Source organism: Nostoc sp. TCL240-02, assembly GCF_013343235.1.
Lineage (GTDB): Bacteria > Cyanobacteriota > Cyanobacteriia > Cyanobacteriales > Nostocaceae > Nostoc.
In genome coordinates this window covers 682,501-706,852 of record NZ_CP040094.1, presented here as the reverse complement: position 1 = coordinate 706,852, position 24,352 = coordinate 682,501, and the positions used below count along the sequence as shown (strand labels likewise).

Annotated in this window: 20 protein-coding genes, 2 tRNA genes and 2 rRNA genes (1 of these 24 cut by a window edge); 14 read left to right on the top strand and 10 right to left on the bottom strand. The window is 40.6% G+C overall.

The window, feature by feature from the left end; translation table 11 throughout:
* Positions 1–4: 4 nt before the first annotated feature.
* Positions 5–802, bottom strand: coding sequence for a class I SAM-dependent methyltransferase (locus FBB35_RS03175; protein ID WP_174708442.1), 798 nt, complete (start codon positions 800–802; stop codon positions 5–7).
* 254 nt (positions 803–1,056) lie between these two features.
* Here FBB35_RS03175 and FBB35_RS03170 point away from each other — a divergent pair, with 254 nt between their 5' ends.
* Entirely contained in the window at positions 1,057–1,803 is a 747-nt protein-coding gene (locus FBB35_RS03170; RefSeq protein WP_174708441.1) for a DUF561 domain-containing protein, read from the top strand.
* Positions 1,804–2,000: 197 nt separating this feature from the next.
* Here the strand turns inward: FBB35_RS03170 and FBB35_RS03165 are convergent, their stop codons facing one another.
* Positions 2,001–3,149, bottom strand: a complete 1,149-nt coding sequence (locus FBB35_RS03165) for a DegT/DnrJ/EryC1/StrS aminotransferase family protein (RefSeq protein WP_174708440.1) — start codon at positions 3,147–3,149, stop codon at positions 2,001–2,003.
* A 328-nt stretch (positions 3,150–3,477) separates the two neighbouring features.
* Here FBB35_RS03165 and fetB point away from each other — a divergent pair, with 328 nt between their 5' ends.
* Both fetB and FBB35_RS03155 read left to right on the top strand, forming a co-directional pair.
* Positions 3,478–4,254: an iron export ABC transporter permease subunit FetB gene (gene fetB / locus FBB35_RS03160; RefSeq protein ID WP_174708439.1), complete on the top strand. Its 777-nt coding sequence runs from the start codon at positions 3,478–3,480 to the stop codon at positions 4,252–4,254.
* A gap of 459 nt (positions 4,255–4,713) precedes the next feature.
* Positions 4,714–5,154 carry a pentapeptide repeat-containing protein gene (locus FBB35_RS03155; protein WP_174708438.1) on the top strand — a complete coding sequence of 147 codons (441 nt, stop codon included), beginning with the start codon at positions 4,714–4,716 and terminating at the stop codon, positions 5,152–5,154.
* Positions 5,155–5,224: 70 nt separating this feature from the next.
* Here the strand turns inward: FBB35_RS03155 and FBB35_RS03150 are convergent, their stop codons facing one another.
* Together FBB35_RS03150 and FBB35_RS03145 are read right to left on the bottom strand one after the other, a co-directional pair.
* Positions 5,225–6,565 carry a TldD/PmbA family protein gene (locus tag FBB35_RS03150; protein ID WP_174708437.1) on the bottom strand — a complete coding sequence of 447 codons (1,341 nt, stop codon included), beginning with the start codon at positions 6,563–6,565 and terminating at the stop codon, positions 5,225–5,227.
* Positions 6,566–6,703: 138 nt separating this feature from the next.
* The gene (locus tag FBB35_RS03145) at positions 6,704–8,176 is read right to left on the bottom strand and encodes a TldD/PmbA family protein (protein WP_174708436.1); all 1,473 of its coding nucleotides are present in this window, start codon (positions 8,174–8,176) and stop codon (positions 6,704–6,706) included.
* 201 nt (positions 8,177–8,377) lie between these two features.
* On the opposite strand from FBB35_RS03145, the gene FBB35_RS03140 reads away from it, so the two are divergent.
* On the top strand, positions 8,378–8,533 hold the full coding sequence (locus tag FBB35_RS03140; RefSeq protein ID WP_174708435.1) for a hypothetical protein: 156 nt from the start codon (positions 8,378–8,380) through the stop codon (positions 8,531–8,533).
* A gap of 189 nt (positions 8,534–8,722) precedes the next feature.
* Here FBB35_RS03140 and FBB35_RS03135 read toward each other — a convergent pair whose 3' ends face one another.
* The 5 genes from FBB35_RS03135 to FBB35_RS03115 form a co-directional block, all read right to left on the bottom strand.
* A complete protein-coding gene (locus FBB35_RS03135; RefSeq protein ID WP_174708434.1) occupies positions 8,723–9,547 on the bottom strand; it encodes a glycosyltransferase family 2 protein in 825 nt (274 codons plus the stop codon).
* Between the two features lie 45 nt (positions 9,548–9,592).
* Complete coding sequence (locus FBB35_RS03130) at positions 9,593–10,897, bottom strand: NAD(P)/FAD-dependent oxidoreductase (protein WP_174708433.1); 1,305 nt, start codon at positions 10,895–10,897, stop codon at positions 9,593–9,595.
* Positions 10,898–10,991: 94 nt separating this feature from the next.
* Entirely contained in the window at positions 10,992–11,321 is a 330-nt protein-coding gene (locus FBB35_RS35345; protein WP_302480974.1) for an EamA family transporter, read from the bottom strand.
* Positions 11,322–11,386: 65 nt separating this feature from the next.
* Entirely contained in the window at positions 11,387–11,770 is a 384-nt protein-coding gene (locus FBB35_RS03120) for an EamA family transporter (protein WP_174708431.1), read from the bottom strand.
* Between the two features lie 1,393 nt (positions 11,771–13,163).
* Positions 13,164–13,418 (bottom strand): hypothetical protein, encoded by a 255-nt coding sequence (locus tag FBB35_RS03115; RefSeq protein WP_174708430.1) that lies wholly within the window; start codon positions 13,416–13,418, stop codon positions 13,164–13,166.
* Positions 13,419–13,979: 561 nt separating this feature from the next.
* Here FBB35_RS03115 and FBB35_RS03110 point away from each other — a divergent pair.
* The 6 genes from FBB35_RS03110 (at position 13,980) to hisS (ending at position 19,787) form a co-directional block, all read left to right on the top strand.
* The gene (locus FBB35_RS03110) at positions 13,980–16,139 is read left to right on the top strand and encodes a Tex family protein (protein WP_174708429.1); all 2,160 of its coding nucleotides are present in this window, start codon (positions 13,980–13,982) and stop codon (positions 16,137–16,139) included.
* Between the two features lie 13 nt (positions 16,140–16,152).
* Entirely contained in the window at positions 16,153–16,494 is a 342-nt protein-coding gene (locus FBB35_RS03105) for a 2Fe-2S iron-sulfur cluster-binding protein (protein ID WP_174708428.1), read from the top strand.
* Between the two features lie 218 nt (positions 16,495–16,712).
* Complete coding sequence (locus FBB35_RS03100; protein ID WP_174708427.1) at positions 16,713–17,111, top strand: phage holin family protein; 399 nt, start codon at positions 16,713–16,715, stop codon at positions 17,109–17,111.
* Positions 17,112–17,238: 127 nt separating this feature from the next.
* Positions 17,239–17,430, top strand: a complete 192-nt coding sequence (locus FBB35_RS03095) for a YqaE/Pmp3 family membrane protein (protein ID WP_114080493.1) — start codon at positions 17,239–17,241, stop codon at positions 17,428–17,430.
* A 392-nt stretch (positions 17,431–17,822) separates the two neighbouring features.
* Positions 17,823–18,269 carry a DUF3598 family protein gene (locus tag FBB35_RS03090; RefSeq protein WP_174708426.1) on the top strand — a complete coding sequence of 149 codons (447 nt, stop codon included), beginning with the start codon at positions 17,823–17,825 and terminating at the stop codon, positions 18,267–18,269.
* 126 nt (positions 18,270–18,395) lie between these two features.
* Entirely contained in the window at positions 18,396–19,787 is a 1,392-nt protein-coding gene (gene hisS, locus FBB35_RS03085; protein ID WP_174708425.1) for a histidine--tRNA ligase, read from the top strand.
* Positions 19,788–20,199: 412 nt separating this feature from the next.
* Here hisS and nadC read toward each other — a convergent pair whose 3' ends face one another.
* On the bottom strand, positions 20,200–21,066 hold the full coding sequence (gene nadC / locus FBB35_RS03080) for a carboxylating nicotinate-nucleotide diphosphorylase (protein WP_174708424.1): 867 nt from the start codon (positions 21,064–21,066) through the stop codon (positions 20,200–20,202).
* A gap of 317 nt (positions 21,067–21,383) precedes the next feature.
* Here nadC and FBB35_RS03075 point away from each other — a divergent pair.
* The 4 genes from FBB35_RS03075 to FBB35_RS03060 all read left to right on the top strand — a co-directional run.
* A 16S ribosomal RNA gene (locus FBB35_RS03075) occupies positions 21,384–22,873 on the top strand.
* 132 nt (positions 22,874–23,005) lie between these two features.
* Positions 23,006–23,079, top strand: a tRNA-Ile gene (locus FBB35_RS03070).
* A 93-nt stretch (positions 23,080–23,172) separates the two neighbouring features.
* A tRNA-Ala gene (locus tag FBB35_RS03065) sits at positions 23,173–23,245 on the top strand.
* A 248-nt stretch (positions 23,246–23,493) separates the two neighbouring features.
* Positions 23,494–24,352 (top strand): 23S ribosomal RNA (locus FBB35_RS03060); it runs 2,036 nt beyond the window's last position.
* The 16S and 23S rRNA genes sit together here with 2 tRNA genes alongside, the layout of an rRNA operon.

Genomic DNA, 24,352 nt, shown 5'->3' with positions numbered 1-24,352 from the left:
TTAATTACGAATTACGCATTACTTTCTGGAGTTTAAAAACTACTGAATAGGGACGTGTTTTGGAATTGAAGAGCTTCTGGTCGTTTCCTGCAAGATGATATCGCTCTGGGGTAATTCTTGGTTCTTCAAATTCGTCCACAGAAAAACCTGCTGCCTTGAAGACTTTCCAGTAATCGGAAAGAGGGCGGTGGAACCAGATAAATGGTGTTGTAAAATGATTCCAAGGTTCGTCGTTGTGTTGTGTCCTTTCAAAGTAAGAAGAAGCCCAACTATAAGAAACTGTTCCATCCTCATTTACAGTTGTCGAGTTACCTTGGGGAAAGCAAGGATGCGAGAAGACAAGGATTGCAACACCACTCAGCTTAAGAACACGATTGAATGCCCTTATTGCTCCTTCGAGATCTAGCAAATCCATGAGAACATAATTTGAGACGATCATATCAAATTGCTCATCTGGAAGCGACTTTAGTTCAGTGCATGAATCCAAATGAAAATCTATATCTAGATTATTTTGGCTAGCTCTGAATTTGGCAATTTCGATCATCTGAGGTGAAAAATCTATACCAGTTACACTGGCCCCTTTAAGGCAAAGCTGGCGTGCTAGATATCCTGTACCACAACCAGCATCAAGGACATCTAATCCCGCAACGTTATCAGCGAAACTCCATATTACTGGATCTGAGTTCAGAATTCGATTGCTGTCACCATCATCCCCAACTTGAATATCCCAGTCTTTAGCTCTATGATCCCAGAGTTCAAGTATTTCTTGCTCGTCAAATTTTGCCATGATTTCTTCAGTCATGTCTTTCTCCTGAAAAGAATTACTTAACAGAACTAAATTATTTTCACATAGATATCTGCTGAACTTTATGCTTCATGGTAGTGTTGTACAGCATTTAATACCTAGGTGAATTGGGAGAGCAAAATTTTGGTTAGTGGCGGTAAAGGATAAAACTATCAAAATTTGGCAACTGCCATAGTGATTTAGTTCCTCATCAACTGAGTAACGGTAGAATATACCTAATTTATAATTTTCATAGCTTCAAAAGCCTAACCATGACGATGCATCCTACACTCCAACGTGCATTTACTAACCGCCGCGTTCTGAAAGTGATTAGCGGCTTGAATAACTTCGACGCTGCTAGCATTGCTGCTACTGTCAAAGCTGCGGAATTTGGCGGTGCTACTTTTGTTGATATTGCCGCCGATCGCGCTTTGGTACAGTTAGCTAAAACTTTGACAAAATTACCAATTTGTGTATCAGCAGTAGATCCAGAAAAATTTGTGCAAGCTGTGGCGGCTGGTGCTGATTTAATTGAAATCGGGAATTTCGATTCCTTCTATGCTCAAGGTCGTCGCTTTGAGGCTCCAGAAGTGCTAGCGCTGACTAAGCAAACCCGCGCTCTACTCCCAGAAATCACCTTATCTGTCACCGTTCCCCACATTTTGGAACTAGATCAACAGGTGCAGTTAGCAGAAGAACTGGTGAAAGCTGGAGCAGATATTATCCAAACCGAAGGCGGTACTAGCAGTAACCCAGTTCACCCTGGAACTTTAGGATTAATTGAAAAAGCTGCTCCCACCTTGGCAGCAGCTTTTGAGATTTCTCGTGTGGTGTCAGTGCCAGTATTGTGTGCTTCAGGCATTTCTAACGTTACAGCACCATTAGCGATCGCAGCTGGTGCAGCTGGTGTTGGTGTTGGTTCCGCCATCAACCAACTCAATAGTGAAATAGCAATGATTGCTGCTGTGCGTGGCTTAGTAGAAGCTTTGGCGACTGCAAGAGTGCTAACTCAGAAGTAAGAAGTAGGGAGTGGGTATTTGGCAAAACAGTTCCGTTAGCGATAGCGGGGCGTTTAGCCCGTGCTGTTAGCGGATAGCTAAGGTTTAGCCCGTGAGGAGTAAGGAGTGCTGAGTGAAGAGTTAGGAGTTACAAATTCTCCCCCTACCCCCTGCTCCCTTGCCCCCTGCTCATCTGCTCCCCTGCCCTCATGCTCCCCTCACCCCAAACAATCCTTCAACGCATAAATCACCTGGTCTTGCTGGTGCTGTGTCAATTCTGGGAACATGGGCAAAGCTATGACTTCATGGCAAGCTTGCTCTGCTATTGGTAAGTCTCCAATTTGATAGCCCAGATTTTGATACACTGGCTGCAAATGTAAAGGGTAGGGGTAATAAATCATTGAACTTACGCCCTGCTCTTGCAATTGATTACGCACCCAATCTCGATATTTGGCGCTAGAACCATTTCGCCCTTCGCCTGAGATGCGAACAGTGTATTGATTCCATACCCCAATACCCCCAGGTAATTCTTGAGGTGGGACGATTCCCGGAATTTGGCTCAGAAACTGATAGTAATAGTTAGCAATATCTCGACGGCGATCGTTCCAAGTATCTAAATAACGCAGCTTAATCTGCAATATGGCTGCTTGGAGAGCATCCAAGCGGCTATTTACACCAATTTCCTCGTGTAAATATCTAACTTTACTACCATGCTCCCTGAGTATTCGCAGTTTAGTAGCGATCGCAGGATCATTAGTCGTTATTGCTCCGCCATCGCCGCAACCACCAAGATTTTTGGTAGGGTAGAAACTAAAGCAACCAATATGTCCAATACTTCCTACTTTTTTATTGGCCCACGTTGCGCCTGTAGACTGAGCGCAATCTTCAATTATTGACAAATTGTGAGATAGAGCGATCGCCATCAATGATGTCATATCCACAGGTTGTCCAAACAGGTGAACCGGGATAATCGCTTTAGTTTTGGGTGTAATCGCTGCTGCTACTTGCTCCACATCCAAATTAAACGTAGTAGCGTCAATGTCAACGAAAACAGGTTTTGCACCCACGGCGCTAATTACTTCAGATGTAGCAATAAAGGTGAAAGGCGTTGTAATCACTTCATCGCCTGCACCAATTTCCAAGACTCGTAACGCTAAGTAGAGCGCATCAGTACCAGAATTACAAGCCACACATTGAGTAACAGTATTATAAGCAGCAAATTGTTGCTCAAAGCTTTCAACTAGAGGGCCGCCAATATAGCGCCCAGAAGCCAGAACTTCTAAAACGGCTGCGCTTACTTCTGCTTCGATGGTGGTGTATTGCTGCTTGATATCAAAGGCAGGGATGGGATTTACACTTTGGATCATGAGTTCTCATTTTATCGGGAGATACAAAGGATGCACTTCGAGAGTCAATTTTTGCTGATTGAATTGTTAATCAAAAAGGAGCAAGTAAAAGACTATCGCCTAAGATACGCATCTATTAGGGTTTTTACTTAAATTGTGGAGTGGTAGACTACCGAACATTTAATTTAGAGATAGTAGGCATACTAGGAGTTTGCCATGTTAAGGTTGTACCATTTTTGAATTTTGAATTGATGAAGGTGATATATATCAACCAAGATCCAACACATCGGATCAAAGTTCCAGGTGTGTGAGCTGCTTTGAGAATAAAATACTAGGAGATAGAAAACCCATGCAGGATATGATCAAGCTGGATTTTGCGGATTTAGCTATTGCTGTGGGATTGATGGCGATCGCCATTGGTTTATCTGCCTGGGAAAAATTAGGATTAGAGTTGAACCTAGCCCTTGCTACTGGGAGAACCATCTTACAACTTCTTGTATTGGGATACATTTTAGATTTCATCTTGGCTTTAGACAATGCTTGGGCAGTTTTGGCGCTATTGGCAATAATGCTGACAATTACGGCGATTGTCGCACGAAATCGCATCAGCCAAAAAATTCCTCATTTGTTGCCTTTGGTGTGGGGTGCAATTTTAATTAGTACCGTCCTGACAGTGTTTTACACCAACTTCTTGATTATTCAACCAGACAGATGGTATGAACCACAGTATATAATTCCCTTAGTAGGAATAGTCTTAGGCAATGCTACCAATGCAGCTGCGATCGCAGGCGATCGTCTTGTCAGCACCATTAATTCCAGTCATCTCGAAATAGAAACCCACTTGAGTTTAGGTGCAACGCCCCAGCAAGCAGTTAGCCAGTATCGCAAAGATGCCATCAGAGCCGGATTGCTCCCCACTCTTAATCAAATGATTCTCATTGGAATGGTCGCAATACCAGGAATTACCACTGGACAGTTACTAGCTGGTGTGAAACCTCTGGATGCAGTATCTTACGAAATTTTGATTATATTTATGGTTGCTTTCGCTAACTTGTTGACGACAATTTTGCTTACTAAGGGGTTGTGTCGTCAGTTTTTCAATTCCGCCGCGCAGTTAGTTAGTTAAACAAGTCTTCAATTACGAGCCAAGGAAGCTGATACCCAAATCAATAATGGGACTAAGCTAAAAAACGCCCAGTATATACAATTTAAATGTGGAACAGCTTAGTACTCTGTCAAGAACTAATTGACGGATAAATTCCCTGTAGAGACGGCGATTTATCGCGTCTCTCCAACCGTCAAATTAAATTTGAGAGATAAGAGAACGTACCGCTAAGGGCGCAAAGAACGCGAAGGAAGAAGGAAAGAAGAGAAATTGAAGAATTTATCTACTCGTCAAAGGATTTGTAATATCTGCTAAAAAACTTTTAATTTTAATCCTATCGGACTAATTTTCAGAAGAATATCTAATCTCATAGAAATTATATATTCCTCCGATCGTATGAGTACAGAATTCTGTAATCTTGGCACACTGGTATCGTAGAAGTTAAAAATTGAATGACTTCTAGAAGTGTGGGAGGTAAATATGAAACGAATTTTTTTGACGGCAGCAGCCTTACTCAGCACGTTATCTTTAGTTGCGCCTATTCCCGTCAAGGCAGAAAACTCCGCCCCTGTCAAGCGCTTGCTGGAAACTAGAGAATGTTTGGGGTGTAATTTAGCAGGAGCAAACCTCAAAGGCGCTCATTTGATAGGTGTTGACCTGAGAAATGCAAATTTAAAAGGAGCTAATCTTGAAGGTGCTAATTTGGAAGGCGCTGATTTAACTGGTGCCAATTTGAAGTCTGCTAATCTCACACAAGCATTTGTCAGCGATACTATCTTAAATAATGCTAATCTCACTAACGTGAATTTGAGTAATTCCCGTTTATATAATAGTGACGTAGATGGCGCGGTTTTGGCTAATATTGATCTAAGCGGTGCCGATGTATTCAATACTGCCATTAGTGTCGGTGGTGAATATTAATGGTGAGTCATGATTTCAAAGTGATGAGTTAAGAGTTAAATTAAACTCCTAACTCTGCACTTACTAAGTTTTATTCACCAGTAATTGAAAGTTCATTAACCCATATTTTCGGGCAAACTCCCCCTGGTGTTAACTCTGCCTCTTTTTCTACATAAATAATTGACTTTAAGAGTTCTAAGAAATCGCCAGCAACAGTTGCAGACTCAATACTCGTTTTGACACCCTTATTAACTAGCCAACCATCAAACGGCAGAGAAAAGGAACCTTGTAAAGATTTAACTCCAGCATGGAGAGCTTGTAAATCATCGATAAAAATCACATTTTCCGCAGTTTCTAAACTTAACTCTTGTTCAGGAGTTGCTGTTGTAAAAACGTGATAAAAATTCGGACTAACGCTAACTTTTGCGCCAATATTAGCATTACCTGTGGGTTGAGCATTCAATCTTTTGGCAGTGCCTGCACTGTGGAGAAAGCTCGTTAAAACGCCATTTTCAATTAGCGAAATCTGACGAGTCGGAGTTCCTTCACCATCAAAAGTTTCTGCGCCTACGTTAGCCGGATGCAGTGCATCGTCAAAAACTGAAAGCAGAGGAGAAGCAATTTGCTTACCTAAATCTTCAGGAGTGGAGAGGCTTTGATTATCCAAAATACTTTGGGCGTTAAACAAGTTAGAAAAAGCACCCAACAGACTTAAGAAAGCTTCCGCCGAGAAAACAACTCGATATTTACCAGTCTTGATTTTTTCATAGTTCAAGTGGCTGATAGTTTTATCGGCGGTTTCTTTGATGCAACCATTGATGTCTAAATTATTTAAACTTTGATTGATTCTGAAAGCACCCGCACTGCGTGGTTTTTTTCCTTCTTCTTCAGTTTTGCTGTAAAGATAAACTGATGCTAATGAATGAGATTCAGTTCTGACTGCACCGTCACTATTTAGATAAAACCTGTCAATATCTCTTTGCGATAATCCATTATAAGGAACACCTTTAATTGCAGGATGGGCTGCCAGTAATTGTTTTTCAGCTACCAACAATCTTTCTATAAGTTCAGCTACAGGTGCTTGGGGTATTTTATCTTGATGTTTATTTGGAATAGGGGCAGTAGCTTCGGGACTAAAATCAGGAACATTTTCTTTAACACCAAAAAAACTGGCTTCGTAGGCAGTTTTCAAAGCTAATTCCAGTCCTTTGGAATCTACATCTGTGGTGCTGGTAACACCCATTGTATTATCTTCATTCCAGACACGAACAGTAACACCAGAGCGATTTGAAGCTTTGACTTGTTTTGGCTCACCTTGGTCGACTTGAACGTTAGTATCATCTACTGTTGAGCCATAAATGTCAAATTTTTTAATACCAAGCTTCTCAGCATTTTCCTTGGCAGAGTTGGCAATTTCAGTGATATTTGGCATAGTCAATTTTTGATTTTGGATTTTCTCGCTCCCTACTTCAGTCTGGGAGTGTAATATCGGAGGGCTTCTGCTTCCTAAATAAAATAAGTGGCACGAAGAAGACGTTTCCAGGTAGAACCTGGGAACGAGTTCATCAGCTTATCGTCCACCGACAGTAATAGAATCAACCTTGATGTGGGGTTGTCCGACTGTGGTGTAAATACTGCCACTGACAGAGCCACAAAAACCTGGCGCAATTTCCAAATCTTGGGAACACATAGAAATTTTATTCATAATTTCCTTAGCTTCACCAATTAAAATTGCTCCCTTTAGCGGCTTAGTGATTTTGCCATTTTCAATCAAATAAGCTTCATCAACACTAAAGTTAAATTGGCCTGTAGCACCAACGCTGCCGCCACCCATCTTTTTGCAGTAAATGCCTTTATCAACAGAGGCAAACAAATCATCATTGCTATATTCGCCAGAATCAATATAAGTATTACGCATCCGGCTAGCAGCAGCAAAAGTGTAATTTTGGCGGCGGCCGCTTCCAGTTCTGGGGTGTCCGGTACGTGCAGAACCTGTTCTATCTGCTAAGAAGTTTTTGAGAACGCCTTTTTCAATTAATAAGGTTCTTTGAGCAGGCATACCTTCGTCATCCATGTCAATTGTCCCGAAGGCATTTTCAGAACGCCCTTCATCCCAGGCTGTTAAACTTTCATGGGCAATTTTTTCGCCTTTTTTGTCAGCAAAAGGAGTAGTATTGCGTTCAATTTGAGTCGTTTCTAGCAAGTGTCCGCAAGCTTCGTGGAAGATTACGCCGCCAAAGTGATTGGCCATAATAATCGGGTAAGTACCCGATTCTACGTAATCGGCGTAGAGCATTTTGCCGGCAGATTCTGCTATTTTTTCGGCGGCTTGTTGAGAATCCCAAGTTCTCAAGAAATTGGCATCGCTAGTATTACCCGCGCGATCGCCAATTGAGGTACGATTAGCACCATCAGCACACAATAAGTTAAATCCTACCGATTGGGTGAGGCGAATATCACGGGCAAAAGTTCCGTCACTGGCGGCAATTAAGACTTCTTGCCAATCGCGAAAATAGGTAGCACGGCGCGATTGGATGTGGCTAGCTTTTTGCTTCAGGTGAGCAGTTCCATCAAGGAGGACTTCTCCCATTTCGCGGATAGAGCTACACACTGGTAGCCATGCATCCTTACCTCTCTTGGTGGCGTAATCTCTCAGTAGTTCCAGGTTAATTTCTGGGATGAAAGCTTTAGCAGTGGGTAATTGCAATCCCAAGATAGAAAGACCTTTTTCTAAAGCTGCTTTCAAACCGGAAAACGAAAGGTCATTGGTGCTGACGTAGCAATCGGCTTTGCCACGAAATACTCTGACTCCCGCGCCTGTGGACAGACTGGGTGAAATACTTGTAATGGAATCGTCTTCTGCAAGACAACTAATATAGTTGCGACGCTCTAAAAATAATTCGATGAAGTCAGCGCCCGCAGCGCGTCCTAATCCCAAGAGAGTAGCCAGGGGGGCCTCCCAGGTTTCATCGAAACGCTCTGGTGTGGAGGAATATTGTAAGGTGGGAAGTTGATTCGAGAGAAGTAGCGTACTTGTAAGCATGGGTAGCCTCGTCTGCTGGCGTAATTCAGAGATTTGACTGAAAAATCCTGGTGTGTTCACTCTAGCAAATTTACTCAACTACCATCTTGACCAATCCTTTGAAAAGTAGTGTGGATTTCCCTAACCTTAGCAATACTTCTCGATTAAAGGAAAAACCTTCTACTGATTACCCTTTACCCCAAAGCCGATGCCGAGTTAAAAGTGCTTAACAAAGAAGTATTGCTAACCCTCATTCGAAAAGCTTTTCAAAATCTCAGCCCGCCTTTGCGGGCTGAGATTTTGAAAATTCGCACCCTTGAGGATGCTTTGAAGAAGAATTTAGGAGTCAGAGTGGGCTATGCCGATTCTGACTCCTAAATTCTGTTTTGATAAAAATGAGATGCACCTATATGTATTTAACTAGTACTCTTCTCAACCAAGGAAGTCATGAGCGAGGAAATGCTTTAATGGTAATAACAAAGAAATTTCCCGACGACTAACTCCTATTAAATAGGTAATTTTGTTTTCTACAAACGCTTAATTTAATCTAGACTCCCGCTCTCAAGTTTATTTACGATTTGCCATTTTGAGTGGAATTCTAGCTGTTTCTCGCTCATTGAAAGTCTGATTTAAATTGGAAGTTTGTGCTGTGGATGTTAGATTCTTATACAGAACCTTTAATGTTCGAATTATAGTTTTCAAAATTTTCATTTTACTCGCAGTTGGCTTTTGGTCATATCTCAAAACCATTGGAACTTCTGCGATTTTTGGTCTGAGTACTTTGGCTTTTAGTAGTAAATCTATCATGCAAGCAAATCCACTTTCAGTAAATAGATTGTCGCCATAATACATATCCAGTTTACTAACAAAATTACGGTTATACAGCCTGTAACCACAAGTATAGTCTCTTACACCTGGTACACGGGCTGCAATTCTAAACAGCCAGCTAGCTCCATAACTCATTATCTCTCTGAATTTTGATAAACCTATGACTTTAGAGCCTTTGCGATATCTAGATGCGATCGCAATATCATAGCTACCAGCTATCATAGTTTCATACATCTTTATTAATAGTTCTGGTGGTTGAGTGTCGTCGCAATCCATTGCGGCTAAAAAATCGCCTTCTTGAGAAATTTCTAAAAAAGTCCTGAAACCTGTTTTAATTGCTTCACCTAAACCACCATTCTTAGAATGCTGAACTAATTTAAGTAATACCCCTAGTGATTCCGATTCTTCTAAAGCAGTCTGAGCAGTTGCATCACTGCTACCATCATCAACAAGAATCAGTTTTATCTCCATATTAGAGATTTTCTGCAATGTCTGAAACCTTTTGAATAAGGGGCGAATTGATTCTTGCTCGTTGTAGGCGGGTAAAAGAACAAAAAGACTCATAAATATCTCCTGTGATTTTTAAAATAAAATCCAATTAATCAAATTTCAAGAATTTAGCAATGTTGATTTCTTAAGAAATTCATCGACCTGTCTCACAACTGCATTATTGTTGACGCTATCATTGACCAACTGTGAGGTATTGACGACGAAAAAATCATTATTTTCGGTGCTCACTTGGGGAACAAGGCTGGAATAATTTAGAACTTGTAATGGCTGGACTTTAATAGCTCGATTTATGTGTGCTGCTACAATGTCGTCTGACTTGAGTTCTGGAAACATCAAACGTATACCCTGGAAAAATATCTGCCGCAATTCCTCATCTGGTTGTTTTAACAATGGGTCAGTAGAAAGAATATATTTTGGTAGAAATGTCATGTGATATCCTGCTGTTTCTTGCAAAGAAACTAAATTGCTCATACCAATGACTCCGGTAAAAGGAATAGTTCTATCAGCGATATTTACTACGTAATAAGGAACTAAAGCCTTGCGAGTAATTAATACCATGCAAATTACACCCAGGTATTCTACTGTTTCACCAGTATCTGAAACTTTCACTAGTTCATCAGCAGCAACCTGTTGCAAAATATTAACTGGGCCAGTAAAAATAACTTTATCAAAATGTTCCTTTTTTCCCTGAAATTCTACCCACATTCCACCCCCTGAATCAGGTGCGATATATTCTACTGCAACTCCTGTGCGAATATGACCTCCAGCCGCGTAAATTAATTTTTCTATATGGTCAAAAACAGTTTTGTAACCGCCTGAAACATAACCAAGTTGTTCTTTATTCAATGAAGAATCACGCGCTGAAAATAGCCGTTTGATATAAGCCCAAATAAAAACTGCTGATATTCTCTTATAGTTTTCTCCTAGTTTAGATAGAAGTAAAGGTTTCCAAAGCTTTTCGTATGTGCTTTTACCACCGAGTTTTAATAGCCAATCTTCCACCAAAATTTTCTCTAAGCGCCGCCAATTATTAAGGCGCGAACCATAGAGGAGAGTAAAGGCTAATCTAATTTTACCTATAAGTCCAAATAGAGGAAAACGGAGAAATTCTATAGTATTACTGATAGAATAAAATTTCTTATTGTCATAGAATCCTGTTAGACTTCGATGCCAACGCAGCTTGTCTCCAAGACCAATATCTCTAATAAAATTTATTAAATGAGTATCAGAAGGTAGGATAACGTGATAAAAGCGATCCCAAGTAAACAACCCATAATCATGATAGGTGGTCAGCCCACCAAGCTGTTTGTTACTATCAAAGACAGTTACTATATGTCCTTGATGTGCAAGACGTTGGGCTAATACTAGACCAGTTATGCCTCCGCCAATAATTCCTATATTCATAAAATTTTATTTAGATTTTTGTAGCGAGATTTTTGATATCTTACTTCACAGACTCTTAAATTATTAACAAACTCAATAGTTGCTTTTTAAGCTATCAGTTCACAACCAGAATTACACCAGTTATAATAATTGATATTCCTATCCATTGACTCAATACAACCTGCTCTTTTAAAAGATAGTGAGAAGCAATCGGTATTAGTGCATACATTAGTCCTAGAACTGGAAATGCTTGACTTAAAGGAACTGTTCGCAATACATAGAGCCACAATATAGTCATAAATGTATAGCAGACAAACCAGATTAAAAAATACCGAGACAATAAAAGATTTATAATAGATGGGCTAGCTCCCTTAGTAGGGTTAGAAACATAAAGTCCATATTTTAGGGATACGTTAGCTGTGGTTCCGAATAAAACTACAATCATTAAAAGCAGCCAAGTAATAATGTTCATTTTTCAATCGTTTTCGTAGAATTTACTATAGATAAAATTTATATAGACTTTTTAAGGGGGATAACAACTAAAAGAATACCTAGAAAAATAGTGATTACTCCTGCAATTCTAGTTAGTGTAATCACCTCATTAAAAAAGTAGTGTGAGCCGAAAAGTATTCCGACATAATTTAAACTAGTCAGTGGATAAGCAATACTCAATTTTACCGATCGCAAAGCCAGTATCCAATTGACTATTCCCAAGCAATAAACACTAACAGCTAATACTAATTTTTGAAGAAATACCCAATCCAATATTCCCTCATCCGTATGGCTCATGGTATATTTCATGAGCAATTGCCCAGAAATACTAAATAAAATACTGACAAACAATATAATATAGGGAATTATTTTAACGTTTGAAATTTCCAATATAGATTTCATCGTACATTTCCCTCAATCGAGATAGTAGGTATGAACCGGCCAGTAAACAGCCTATTGTTTTGGACGTTTCTGATTTCGGTCATACTTTCTGTGCAATTCGACTTCCACTTCATAAAATAGACAACAACATTAAGAAGGCTATTTTAAAGGGACTGATATCAAAATGATCATCGAAAGCTGTGTCCAAGAGTTAGCAGCTAAATACTATACAGCTTGTAAAACGGTTGCTATATTATTGCAGCATCCGGTATTGTCGGAGTCAAGTTGCTTATAGTTGTATTTCCAGTTTGGCTTTACCCAACTGTGAATTGCAGAAGGCTTCCGTATCAGCCAGCTATGCTTCCAGAGTACTTTGTAGTGTGATCGCAACATCTATGTCATAGGTGATGCAGATATGCTAAAATTGAGGGCTTCGTCAGTCTCCAAGCTTACATACATATCTCTAACCTCGGCTGGTAACTAAGCCGACTAATAAAAACTTGTACTCAGCTTTGGTGTGTATACGTAGTCTTTTTGGACATAGGAACACAATGAGTAATAGAAGTCTGCTTGGCTGCGGAAAATAGAGAGATGAATCAGTCTCAAGTAATGTGCTTTACTGGTCTGTGGGGATTTTACTTAATGTCCAAAGGGAGTTTTTCACGAGACTAACGGCTAATGTAAACTAGCGTTTGGCGATTAACTCGCAGCTTACGTTAATTTAAGCAGATTTGAGATGTTTTACATTTAGTCTTAGGCTTGTTTAGATTGTTCTTAATTATATGTAATTTTAACTAGAGCTTTACTCAAAATTTATTGTTACATATAATCACTTACTAGAATACCACGAGAAAAGGGTGTTGCAAATTTATCGGCACACTTCATCAAAAATTCATTTACAGAAAATATACTTAAACAAAAACTTTATAAAATTGAAATTTTCCCATATATATTATGAATTTTTATTTGTATGTTTATAAAGCCCTTTCTGGCCAGTAAACTCACAGAAGTAGCGATTTCATATCAGACTATAGAAGTGTAAAGCAAAGAGCTTGAGAAAACAGAATTAACCTTGAACAACAGTGCAGACAATAGCCTGTATATTATAGCACATTAAATAAATGGTTAAATACAGCACACACCATAGATGAATACTGATAGTCTGAATTATTTTTTATATTATCCCCGAAGGAAGATATTAAATTTTATACATCTCAGAACCCCCCAGGTCACTTATGATACTAGGAAATAATAAATACAGTACAGTTTCAATAAGTGGTCAGAATTATACACATATTGAGGGGCTTTTCACCAAAAATTTTCCAAGTTTTGTTTTTAAGGACACTACTGGGTTAGTTTCGTTATAATTTTTAGCAGTTTAAAGTTGAGAAAAAATATTTTGTTCTGGTTGAGATTATTTAATTCCTCTAGGTTGTTTTCCTGTAACTTCAGTTTGTTTGAACTCACTTTTCTGCAAAAGTCTGTTCGTAATGATTAAGACAGCGATTAACAATCCAAACTGAATCTGCCAGGGTGCCAATATTAGACTTAAAATCAAGCTAATAGCTGCGAATACACCTGCAAGATATGCAATTTCATCAGTACTCTTTTTAAACAAGTAGCCTGTGGCTAAAGCAGTACACAGTGGTATCAAGAAAAACAAAGGCATCTTAGCAAACCTCTGAATGAAAAGTTATTTATTGTGCTTATAAAACAAATTGTTTTGGTAATTGTGGTCAATTTTACATTCAATAAGGTTGTAGACACAACAGTCGAACGAAATAAATATTAGAAAAAATCAAGATTACGCAACATTATATCTTATACCAATTTGAATAATTATTGCGATAGATGAAGCACCCAAAAGCTTGGCGAATAACTCCTTCATTTGTGGTAGATACTGAGTGTAACAAGCTTTCAAGGTAGGGATATTAAGACACTATACGTAGCAACATTTAAGTGTATACTTATACAAGTTTCTTAAAGATGCTTGTTCTAACTCTCTCCCGACTCAGGATAGCTGCGCTATGCTATGCAAACTCTCCTTCATCTACGCGGATTAATAGGGTTTAAAACTTACTTACGTAGGTGGATTTTGTCTCTTCGGCTTGTACTCTTGTGAGCAATCATCTGGTAAATTAGCTTAAAACTTTGGCCTTGCGCCAGGATAAGGATCTAGCATATTACCTTTAGAAGTAGCATTTTTATTTTTTTGCATTTTACACACCTAATGCTGAACATTCATCAACTACTGGCGACTGAAATAAACCTCAAATCTCATCAGGTGCAAAACGCGCTGGAACTTTTGGCGGAGGGTGCAACAATTCCCTTTATTGCACGTTATCGTAAAGAGCGCACCGATGAAATGAATGAAGTGCAACTACGTGAACTGGCTGATCGATATACTTATTTAACAGAACTGGAAGAACGAAAATCGGTAATTTTAAGTGCGATCGCCCAACAAGGTAAACTTACAGATGAACTCAAAGCCAAAATCTCATCCTGCTTACAAAAAACTGAGCTTGAGGATTTATACTTACCCTATCGACCAAAGCGTCGCACCCGCGCCACTATCGCCAGAGAAAAAGGACTCGAACCACTGACGGAATTCATCAAGTCGCTAAATATCAAAAATGCTGCAACAGTTTCATTGGAAGAAGAAGCAGCTAAGTATATTTCTGAAACCACGGGAGTCAAAACAGCAGAAGAGGCGCTTAAAGGTGCTGCTGATATTTTAGCGGAAGAAGTCGCTGAAAAAGCTGAATTACGGTCATATATCCGCAATTATCTTTTAGAAGAAGGGGTATTTGTCTCCCGCATCAAAGATGATTATCCCGAAGGTACAACCAAATTTGAGATGTACCGTAACTATCAAATTAGGGTAAAAAATATTGCACCCCACAATATGCTGGCATTGTGTCGGGGTGAAACCGAAAAAATATTAAGCTTTGAAATCGCTTTTGATGAAGATATAGTACTTTACTATCTTGAGTCGAAAGAAATTAAAACCAAAGTTCGGCCAATTCGTGATTTTTATCAGGCGATGTTGAAGGATGCATTTAACCGTTTGATGAAAGTCTCTCTAATAGGAGAGGTAATTTCTGAGAAAAAAATCTACGCAGATATAGAGTCAATCAAGACATTTGAAACTAATCTGCGAGAGTTGTTGCTGTCTGCACCAGCCGGAATGAAACCAACCTTGGCGATAGACCCTGGATTCAGAACTGGATGTAAAGTTGCAGTCCTCGACCAAACAGGGAAATTTTTGGAATACCAAGCGGTTTTTCCCCACCAAGCGGCTGAACAACGTGCTAAAGCTGCACAAACTGTCAAAAATTTGATTGAAAAGTATAAAATTGAGTTAATCGCCATTGGTAACGGTACAGCTTCCCGTGAGACAGAAGAATTTGTGACGCAAGTATTGCAAACAATAGAACGCAAACCTGTTAAGGTAATGGTGAATGAGTCCGGCGCATCCATATATTCTGCGAGTACTGTAGCGCTAGAAGAGTTTCCTGATTTAGATATTACCGTGCGCGGTGCTATTAGCATCGGCCGCCGTTTGCAAGACCCTTTGGCCGAACTAGTGAAAATCGATCCCAAATCCATTGGTGTCGGACAATATCAGCACGATATCGATCAAAAGTTGTTGAAAAAAAAATTGGATGATACTGTAGAAAGCTGCGTTAACTATGTCGGCGTAGACTTGAACACCGCCTCCAAAGAACTTCTGACATCCGTTTCTGGGATTACGGCAACAGTTGCCAATAACATTGTCGCCTATCGTAACCAGAATGGAGCCTTTAAAAATCGCCGCCAATTATTGAAAGTCCCGAAGCTGGGGCCGAAGGCTTTTGAACAAGCAGCAGGTTTTCTGCGGATTCGCGGCGGTGACAACCCATTGGATAATACAGCAGTACATCCAGAGAGTTATTCTGTAGTAGAAGCGATCGCATCCGATCTAAATGTGCCATTAAATCAGGTCACACAAATTGCCGAAAAACTCAAAAAGACTAACCTGAAGAAATATGTTACCGATAGCGTCGGCGAACCTACACTGCGCGACATCCTCAGCGAACTAGAAAAACCAGGTAGAGATCCCCGTGCTGAGTTTAAGTATGCCACCTTCAAAGAAGGAATTAAGGAAATCAGAGACTTAAAGGTGGGAATGGAACTAGAAGGAATCGTGACAAACGTCGCCAACTTTGGGGCTTTTGTCGATATCGGTGTACATCAAGATGGCTTAGTGCATATATCCCAACTTACTGATAGATTTGTAGACGATCCCAATAAAGTTGTCAAAGTCGGACAAGTAGTTAAAGTACAGGTGTTAGAAATTAACGAAAAGCTGAAGCGGATTAGTTTGTCGATGAAAACAGTTAAACAATAATTAGAAACAGCAGATGGTAGTTTATCAAGTTCGATTCATCAATCCTACGCTTGGGTTAAATCGCACCATTCAAGTACCAGACGATCAATATATTCTGGATATAGCAGAAGAAGCTGGTATCCGTCTACCATCTGGGTGTAAACAAGGTGAATGTTCTGCTTGTATTGCCAAACTAATTAGCGGTGAAGTTAATCAAAGCGAGCAAAAATTTCTGCGCCCAAGTGAAATACAAGCTGGTTATGTTGTTACTTGTGTAACTTACCCCTTGTCTAATTGCACTTTAGAAACCCATCAAGAACAAGTCTTATATAAGTCAGCCCTTTACCATAAGCCTGAGTCTGGAAAATCTGATTAAATTAATCTTAAATTCGTAGGTGCATTAAACAAAAAAATTAACGCATCCTTGAAAACATGGTATCACAGTAGGGGCATATCAATATGATAACCACTATAGTTTTGTCAATAATAGACCTAATGGTAGAAAGAAATTCTATCTTGCAAGAGAGGTGAAAGTCTGGCACATAGTTAAAGATGAGATAAGAAGTTACAAACAAAAAAAATTAGGTCAAAAAAATGTTGACACCATTATTAACCGCCCTAGCTACAGCTTTGAGCCTGTTGATTGTTGATTTAGTTGTTCCAGGCGTTAATATTGCTAATTTTCCCGCAGCTTTGATTGCTGCTTTAGTAATTGGTTTAATTAACGGTTCAGTTAAACCAGTTTTGTCTGCTCTCTCCCTACCACTTAACTTTCTATCATTTGGAGCATTCTCGCTCGTCGTCAACGGTTTGTGTTTTTGGTTAGCAGCAGTTCTAGTTCCTGGTTTCTCAGTCAGTGGGATTATTGGTTTCCTTCTTGGTCCAGTGATTCTAACTTTTGCTAACACCTTCATTAACAACTACTTCGTTGAAAGAAACCTTTTAACCAGCAGAGGTGATGTAAAAAGCCAAAATGAATTACCTTCTAGATAAATATTAAAAGGGGTAGAAATAGTAATTTCATCACTTTTCTACTCCATAAAAAATATCCGAAGGTGGATTTACTAAATCGGCATCTTCAGACAGCCTCTAAACAAAATCACAAAAATACAGCAAAATCATGAAATTAGTTCGTTATCTTCTAGGTTTGTTAGTGCCTCCTTTAGGCGTTTTCCTGACAGTTGGAATTGGCCCTACATTGTTTATCAATATTTTGCTCACAGTTCTAGGCTGGCTACCCGGCAGTATTCATGCAATTTGGGTCATTGCCAAGCATGATGAACAACTCAATCGAGAAAGTGGTATTTACTAATAAGTAAGAGAAAATTGGTAAATATTAAATATGGTGCGTTACGGTTTTAAGCGTAACGCACCATTTCAATTTTGTACCAATTCTAAATTTAACTTGCATAATTAGTGGACAATTGGTTGTGTGTAGAATTCAAAAATTAGTCCATACAAGCTAGAAAAGCAGAGTGCTAAATCGAATTGTTAGTACTACATATAGCATTATATAATAAGCTTTGCGGCGTGGAACTTAGTCTGACTCAAACACCATTAACAGAAATGGCTAATGATTTGCGTCCTGCTACAACCTAAAGTGAGCTTGCAGTTTGAGTCTGTCACTTACTTACCCCAACGGTAAATGTATGTAGTTCGCTTGTGTTGTATCCCTTACCCAAAGTTTTTGAGAGGTGAATTACAATGTCTAATCTTCGAGAAGGAATGCCCGTACTTGCCCGTCACGAGGGAGATTGGGTAGGAACTTATACATTAATTGATACAACAGGAAAAATTCTCGACAGTTATGAGTCTCACTTAACCTGTCAATTTCCAGAAAATGGCCCTCATCCCTACTACCAAATTAATCGCTACAAATGGTCTGATGGGAAACAAGAAGAGTATGAATTTCCAGGAAGTTATAAAGATAATAAACTCTGGTTTGACACCGAGCGCATCCAAGGAAAAGCCTGGGAAATTGATGATTCTGTTGTGATGTTGTGGTTTAGTTATAAAACAAACCCAGAAATGAGTTTATACGAAATGATCTACATTAGTCCTGACAGCAATAATCGTGCCCGCACTTGGCATTGGTTTAAGAATAATAAAATCTTTCAACGCACCCTAATTCAAGAAGAACGGCTAAAATAGTAATTTCTGTTTTCAGAAATCATCAATCATTATTCTCTAGTCCGTCCAGGCGGACTTTGTTTGTGTAGCTACAGCTTCAAATGGTTAGGCTTTCATCTCAAATTTAAATCTTAGTAAGGTACACGCATGGCAAAAGGTGACAAAATAAACTTTTCTACTCCTAGTGGTTTTCCAGAATTTCTGCCTAATGAAAAGCGTCTAGAATTATATTTGCTAGATATCATTCGTAGAGTTTTTGAAAGCTATGGATTTACGCCCATAGAAACACCTGCTGTAGAACGTTTAGAAGTGCTACAAGCTAAAGGAAATCAAGGCGATAATATCATTTATGGCATTGACCCCATTCTGCCACCAAATCGACAAGCTGAGAGAGATAAATCGGGCGAAATGGGTTCAGAAGCAAGAGCATTAAAGTTTGATCAAACAGTTCCTTTAGCAGCTTATATTGCCCGTCACCTGAATGAGTTAACCTTTCCTTTTGCCCGCTATCAAATGGATGTGGTTTTTCGAGGAGAACGCGCGAAAGATGGGCGTTTTCGTCAGTTCCGCCAGTGTGATATTGACGTAGTTGCTCGTCGTGAACTCAGCTTGCTCTATGATGCTCAAATGCCTGCAATTATAACTGAGATATTTGAAGCAATAAATATTGGTGATTTTTTGATTCGCATCAATAATCGTAAAGTTCTTACAGGTTTTTTTAAGTCAGTAGGAATTACTGAAGATAAAATTAAATCGTGTATTGGTATTGTTGATAATTTAGAAAAAATTGGTGAAAATAAAGTAAAACAAGAATTAGAAAAAGAGGAAATTTCAGGGGAACAGACTCAAAAAATTATTGATTTTATTAAAATTGATGGTTCTGTTGATGAAGTATTAACTAAACTTAAGCATCTCACACAAAACCTGCCAGAAACCGAGCAATTAAGCCTGGGGATTAGCGAATTAGAAACGGTAATTACAGGCGTGCGTAATCTCGGAGTGTCTGAGAATCGTTTCTGTATTGATTTATCCATTGCACGTGGTCTTGATTACTATACTGGTACAGTTTACGAAACAACCTTATTAGGACATGAAGCTTTAGGTAGCATCTGTTCTGGCGGGAGATATGAAGAATTAGTTGAGGTATTCTTGGGTGAAAAAATGCCTGGTGTAGGCATTTCTATTGGTTTAACTCGCTTAATTAGTCGATTGTTAAAAGCTGGTATTCTTAGTACCTTAGCCTCTACACCAGCCCAGGTGATGGTAGTGAATATGCAAGAAGATTTAATGCCAACTTATTTAAAAGTTTCGCAACATCTGCGTCAATGTGGAATTAATGTTATCACTAACTTTGATAAGCGTCCCTTGGGTAAACAATTTCAGCTAGCCGATAAACAAGGAATTCAATTTTGTGTAATTATTGGTTCTGAGGAAGCAGCAACACAAAAGTCTTCCCTGAAAAATTTGAAAACAGGTGAGCAAGTAGAAGTGTTACTGGTAGATTTGGCTGAGGAAATTAAAAAAAAGCTTGCTTTATAAGCTACGAAAATTCTAAGGGTAGGTTGGATTTCATTCCTGATGCTATTGGCGAATTATTTCTTAATATTGTAATTCAACGATAAACCTGTCATTTCTAAAAATATTGGTTTTCCTTAGCCAAACCAAGCTACGAAAAAATCAGGTTTTTTGGTACTTTAAAGTATAAAGTTATATTTTGCCAACAGCATCAGGAACAAAACCTAACCTTGTATCTTAGAAGAAGTGGTAGACCGTCACAACTTGATCTACAAAGACCCCTTTGTTACAGGGTTCACCACAACAATCTCCTAAACAGAACTCGAACAGTCCCCGGGTTCAAAACTTTCAACACTCTTATTTTTTTAGTGAAATTTTATCCTTCAAAAACCCAAGACTATACAAACTTTGTAATAAAATAATTCATCTTACTTATCTAAAGTGCAATCCTCATACTCAAATCCAACCACTTCGACTGAGTAATCGGCGCACTGCTAGAAATATAGTCAACACCAGTCTCTGCCACACTGCGAATCGTCTCTAAAGTCACATTCCCTGAAGCCTCTACTTTCACACGGCTATCACGCTCGCGAATCAACCGCACCGCCTCACGCATCATATCCACAGGCATATTATCTAACATAATAATGTCAACGTTGTGCTTCAAAGCTTCTTTCACCTGCTCTAAACTTTCAGTCTCTACCTCTATTGTCAAGGGATAAGGTATTTGAGAACGAATACGGGTAACTGCTTTTTCAATTCCACCTGCCGCCGCAATGTGATTATCCTTAATCATCACTGCATCATCCAATCCCATACGGTGATTAATCGCTCCACCCACAGCAGTCGCATACTTTTCCAACAGTCTCAATCCTGGTGTAGTTTTACGCGTATCCACCAACTGAGCAGGTAAATCAGCAATTTTCTCTATATATATATTAGTGAGCGTAGCAATCCCACTCAACCGCATAGCCAAATTGAGAGCAACTCGTTCTCCCATCAGTAGCGCATCCAGCGAACCATGAATTTCAGCTACCACCTGTCCCGGCTCACACCATGCACCTTCAGCCGCAACCGCCGCAAAGCTGACTTTTTCATTCAAAATCTGAAACACCCTAGCTGCAACCGATAAGCCAGCAATTATCCCTGAAGCTTTAGCTATCCATTTAGCCGAGCCTAGCGTCACATCTTCTACTAATAACGTATTTGTTGTGCGATCGCCCCGGCCAATATCCTCCAACAACCAGCCACGCAAAAGAGGATCTAAAACCAGCCAAGGCGGTAAAACACCAGAACTGCTCACAAATATATTGCTTCCTTAGTAACTTCCAGGAATACTATAGCTTAAAACTCTTAAACTCTAAGGCTTTGATGGCGATAGAAAAGCAGTCCAAAAGAATTTTGGAGAAAATAGTTGACACAAGGGGGTGTGTTAGCTATATTGAATAAGTGCCTGAAGCGGAGAGCTTAAAAGCGACCGCGACAAGGGATACCGAACCTTGAAAATATTATAGTTTGAAAGCAATTATACAGCAAGTGTATTGCGTCAAGCAAATAAAAATAACTAAGCTGAAGTTAAAAAAGAGCAGCTGAGTATTGAGCTAATAAAGCAAACACTTCAAAACGGAGAGTTTGATCCTGGCTCAGGATGAACGCTGGCGGTATGCTTAACACATGCAAGTCGAACGGTGTCTTCGGACACAGTGGCGGACGGGTGAGTAACGCGTGAGAATCTGGCTCTAGGTCTGGGACAACCACTGGAAACGGTGGCTAATACCGGATGTGCCGAGAGGTGAAAGGTTAACTGCCTAGAGATGAGCTCGCGTCTGATTAGCTAGTTGGAAGTGTAATGGACTCCCAAGGCGACGATCAGTAGCTGGTCTGAGAGGACGATCAGCCACACTGGGACTGAGACACGCCCCAGACTCCTACGGGAGGCAGCAGTGGGGAATTTTCCGCAATGGGCGAAAGCCTGACGGAGCAATACCGCGTGAGGGAGGAAGGCTCTTGGGTCGTAAACCTCTTTTCTCAGGGAAGAACACAATGACGGTACCTGAGGAATAAGCATCGGCTAACTCCGTGCCAGCAGCCGCGGTAATACGGAGGATGCAAGCGTTATCCGGAATGATTGGGCGTAAAGCGTCCGCAGGTGGCAATGTAAGTCTGCTGTTAAAGAGTCTAGCTCAACTAGATAAGAGCAGTGGAAACTACATAGCTAGAGTACGTTCGGGGCAGAGGGAATTCCTGGTGTAGCGGTGAAATGCGTAGAGATCAGGAAGAACACCGAGTGGCGAAGGCGCTCTGCTAGGCGTAACTGACACTGAGGGACGAAAGCTAGGGGAGCGAATGGGATTAGATACCCCAGTAGTCCTAGCCGTAAACGATGGATACTAGGCGTGGCTTGTATCGACCCGAGCCGTGCCGTAGCTAACGCGTTAAGTATCCCGCCTGGGGAGTACGCCGGCAACGGTGAAACTCAAAGGAATTGACGGGGGAGCCGCACAAGCGGTGGAGTATGTGGTTTAATTCGATGCAACGCGAAGAACCTTACCAAGGCTTGACATGTCGCGAATCTTCTTGAAAGGGAAGAGTGCCTTCGGGAGCGCGAACACAGGTGGTGCATGGCTGTCGTCAGCTCGTGTCGTGAGATGTTGGGTTAAGTCCCGCAACGAGCGCAACCCTCGTTTTTAGTTGCCAGCATTAAGTTGGGCACTCTAGAGAGACTGCCGGTGACAAACCGGAGGAAGGTGGGGATGACGTCAAGTCAGCATGCCCCTTACGCCTTGGGCTACACACGTACTACAATGCTCCGGACAGAGGGCAGCAAGCATGCGAATGCAAGCAAATCCCGTAAACCGGAGCTCAGTTCAGATCGCAGGCTGCAACTCGCCTGCGTGAAGGAGGAATCGCTAGTAATTGCAGGTCAGCATACTGCAGTGAATTCGTTCCCGGGCCTTGTACACACCGCCCGTCACACCATGGAAGCTGGTAGTGCCCGAAGTCATTACTCCAACCATTCGTGGAGGAGGATGCCTAAGGCAGGACTGGTGACTGGGGTGAAGTCGTAACAAGGTAGCCGTACCGGAAGGTGTGGCTGGATCACCTCCTTTTTAGGGAGACCTACACCCCTTACATATCGAAAAACATACAGTTAAATAGATAGTAAGTTGGTCATTCCTTAGGTCGGTCGCAGACATGAGCAAAATATAAAAAGCTTTCAAACTATGATTTGGTTCGTTTAGGGGCTATTAGCTCAGGTGGTTAGAGCGCACCCCTGATAAGGGTGAGGTCCCTGGTTCGAGTCCAGGATGGCCCACCTGAATCAATTAAAGATGTAAAATTAAAAATTAAAAATTTCAGATAACTTCTTTAATTTTTAATTATCAATTTTTAATTTTTAATTGTATCTGGGGGTTTAGCTCAGTTGGTAGAGCGCCTGCTTTGCAAGCAGGATGTCAGCGGTTCGAGTCCGCTAACCTCCACCTGTGGCGATTGCCATTGAAAAAAAGAGTGAGAGTTCAGCAACATGACACTCGTGTCAGACTGCTGAGTTGAATCTCAGCCAGAACCTTGAAAACTGCATAGAAACGCGAAATTAGCAGGCAGACACAGACATTGAGAGTACTGAGTGCCTCGGGTTAGAGTGCTGATTAAAGTCAGTGCGAAGTCAGGGGGTAAGCAGAACTAACTATTTGTGAATGCAAATTGTGAAACACCAAATGAATTGAGTGGTCAAGCTAATAAGGGCTAACGGTGGATACCTAGGCACACAGAGGCGACGAAGGACGTGGTTACCGACGATATGCTCCGGGGAGTTGGAAGCAAACATTGAGCCGGAGATTTCCGAATGGGGCAACCCTATATACTACCTGCTGAATATATAGGCAGGAGAGAGCCAACCCAGCGAATTGAAACATCTTAGTAGCTGGAGGAAGAGAAATCAAAACAGAGATTCCCTAAGTAGTGGTGAGCGAAAGGGGAAGAGCCTAAACCAATTGGTTTACCGATTGGGGTAGTGGGACAGCAATATCGAATCTGGCGGTTAAACGAAGCAGCTAAATACTGCACCAAAGAAGGTGAAAGTCCTGTAGTTGAAAACTCAAGGATAGTAGCTGAATCCCGAGTAGCATGGGGCACGAGGAATCCCATGTGAATCAGCGAGGACCACCTCGTAAGGCTAAATACTACTGTGTGACCGATAGTGAACCAGTACCGCGAGGGAAAGGTGAAAAGAACCCCGGAAGGGGAGTGAAATAGAACATGAAACCGTTAGCTTACAAGCAGTGGGAGGACTATTTAAAAGTCTGACCGCGTGCCTGTTGAAGAATGAGCCGGCGACTTATAGGCACTGGTAGGTTAAAGCGAGAATGCTGGAGCCAAAGGGAAACCGAGTCTGAAAAGGGCGATAATCAGTGTTTATAGACCCGAACCCTGGTGATCTAACCATGGCCAGGATGAAGCTTGGGTAACACCAAGTGGAGGTCCGCACCGACTGATGTTGAAAAATCAGCGGATGAGTTGTGGTTAGGGGTGAAATGCCAATCGAACCAGGAGCTAGCTGGTTCTCCCCGAAATGTGTTTAGGCGCAG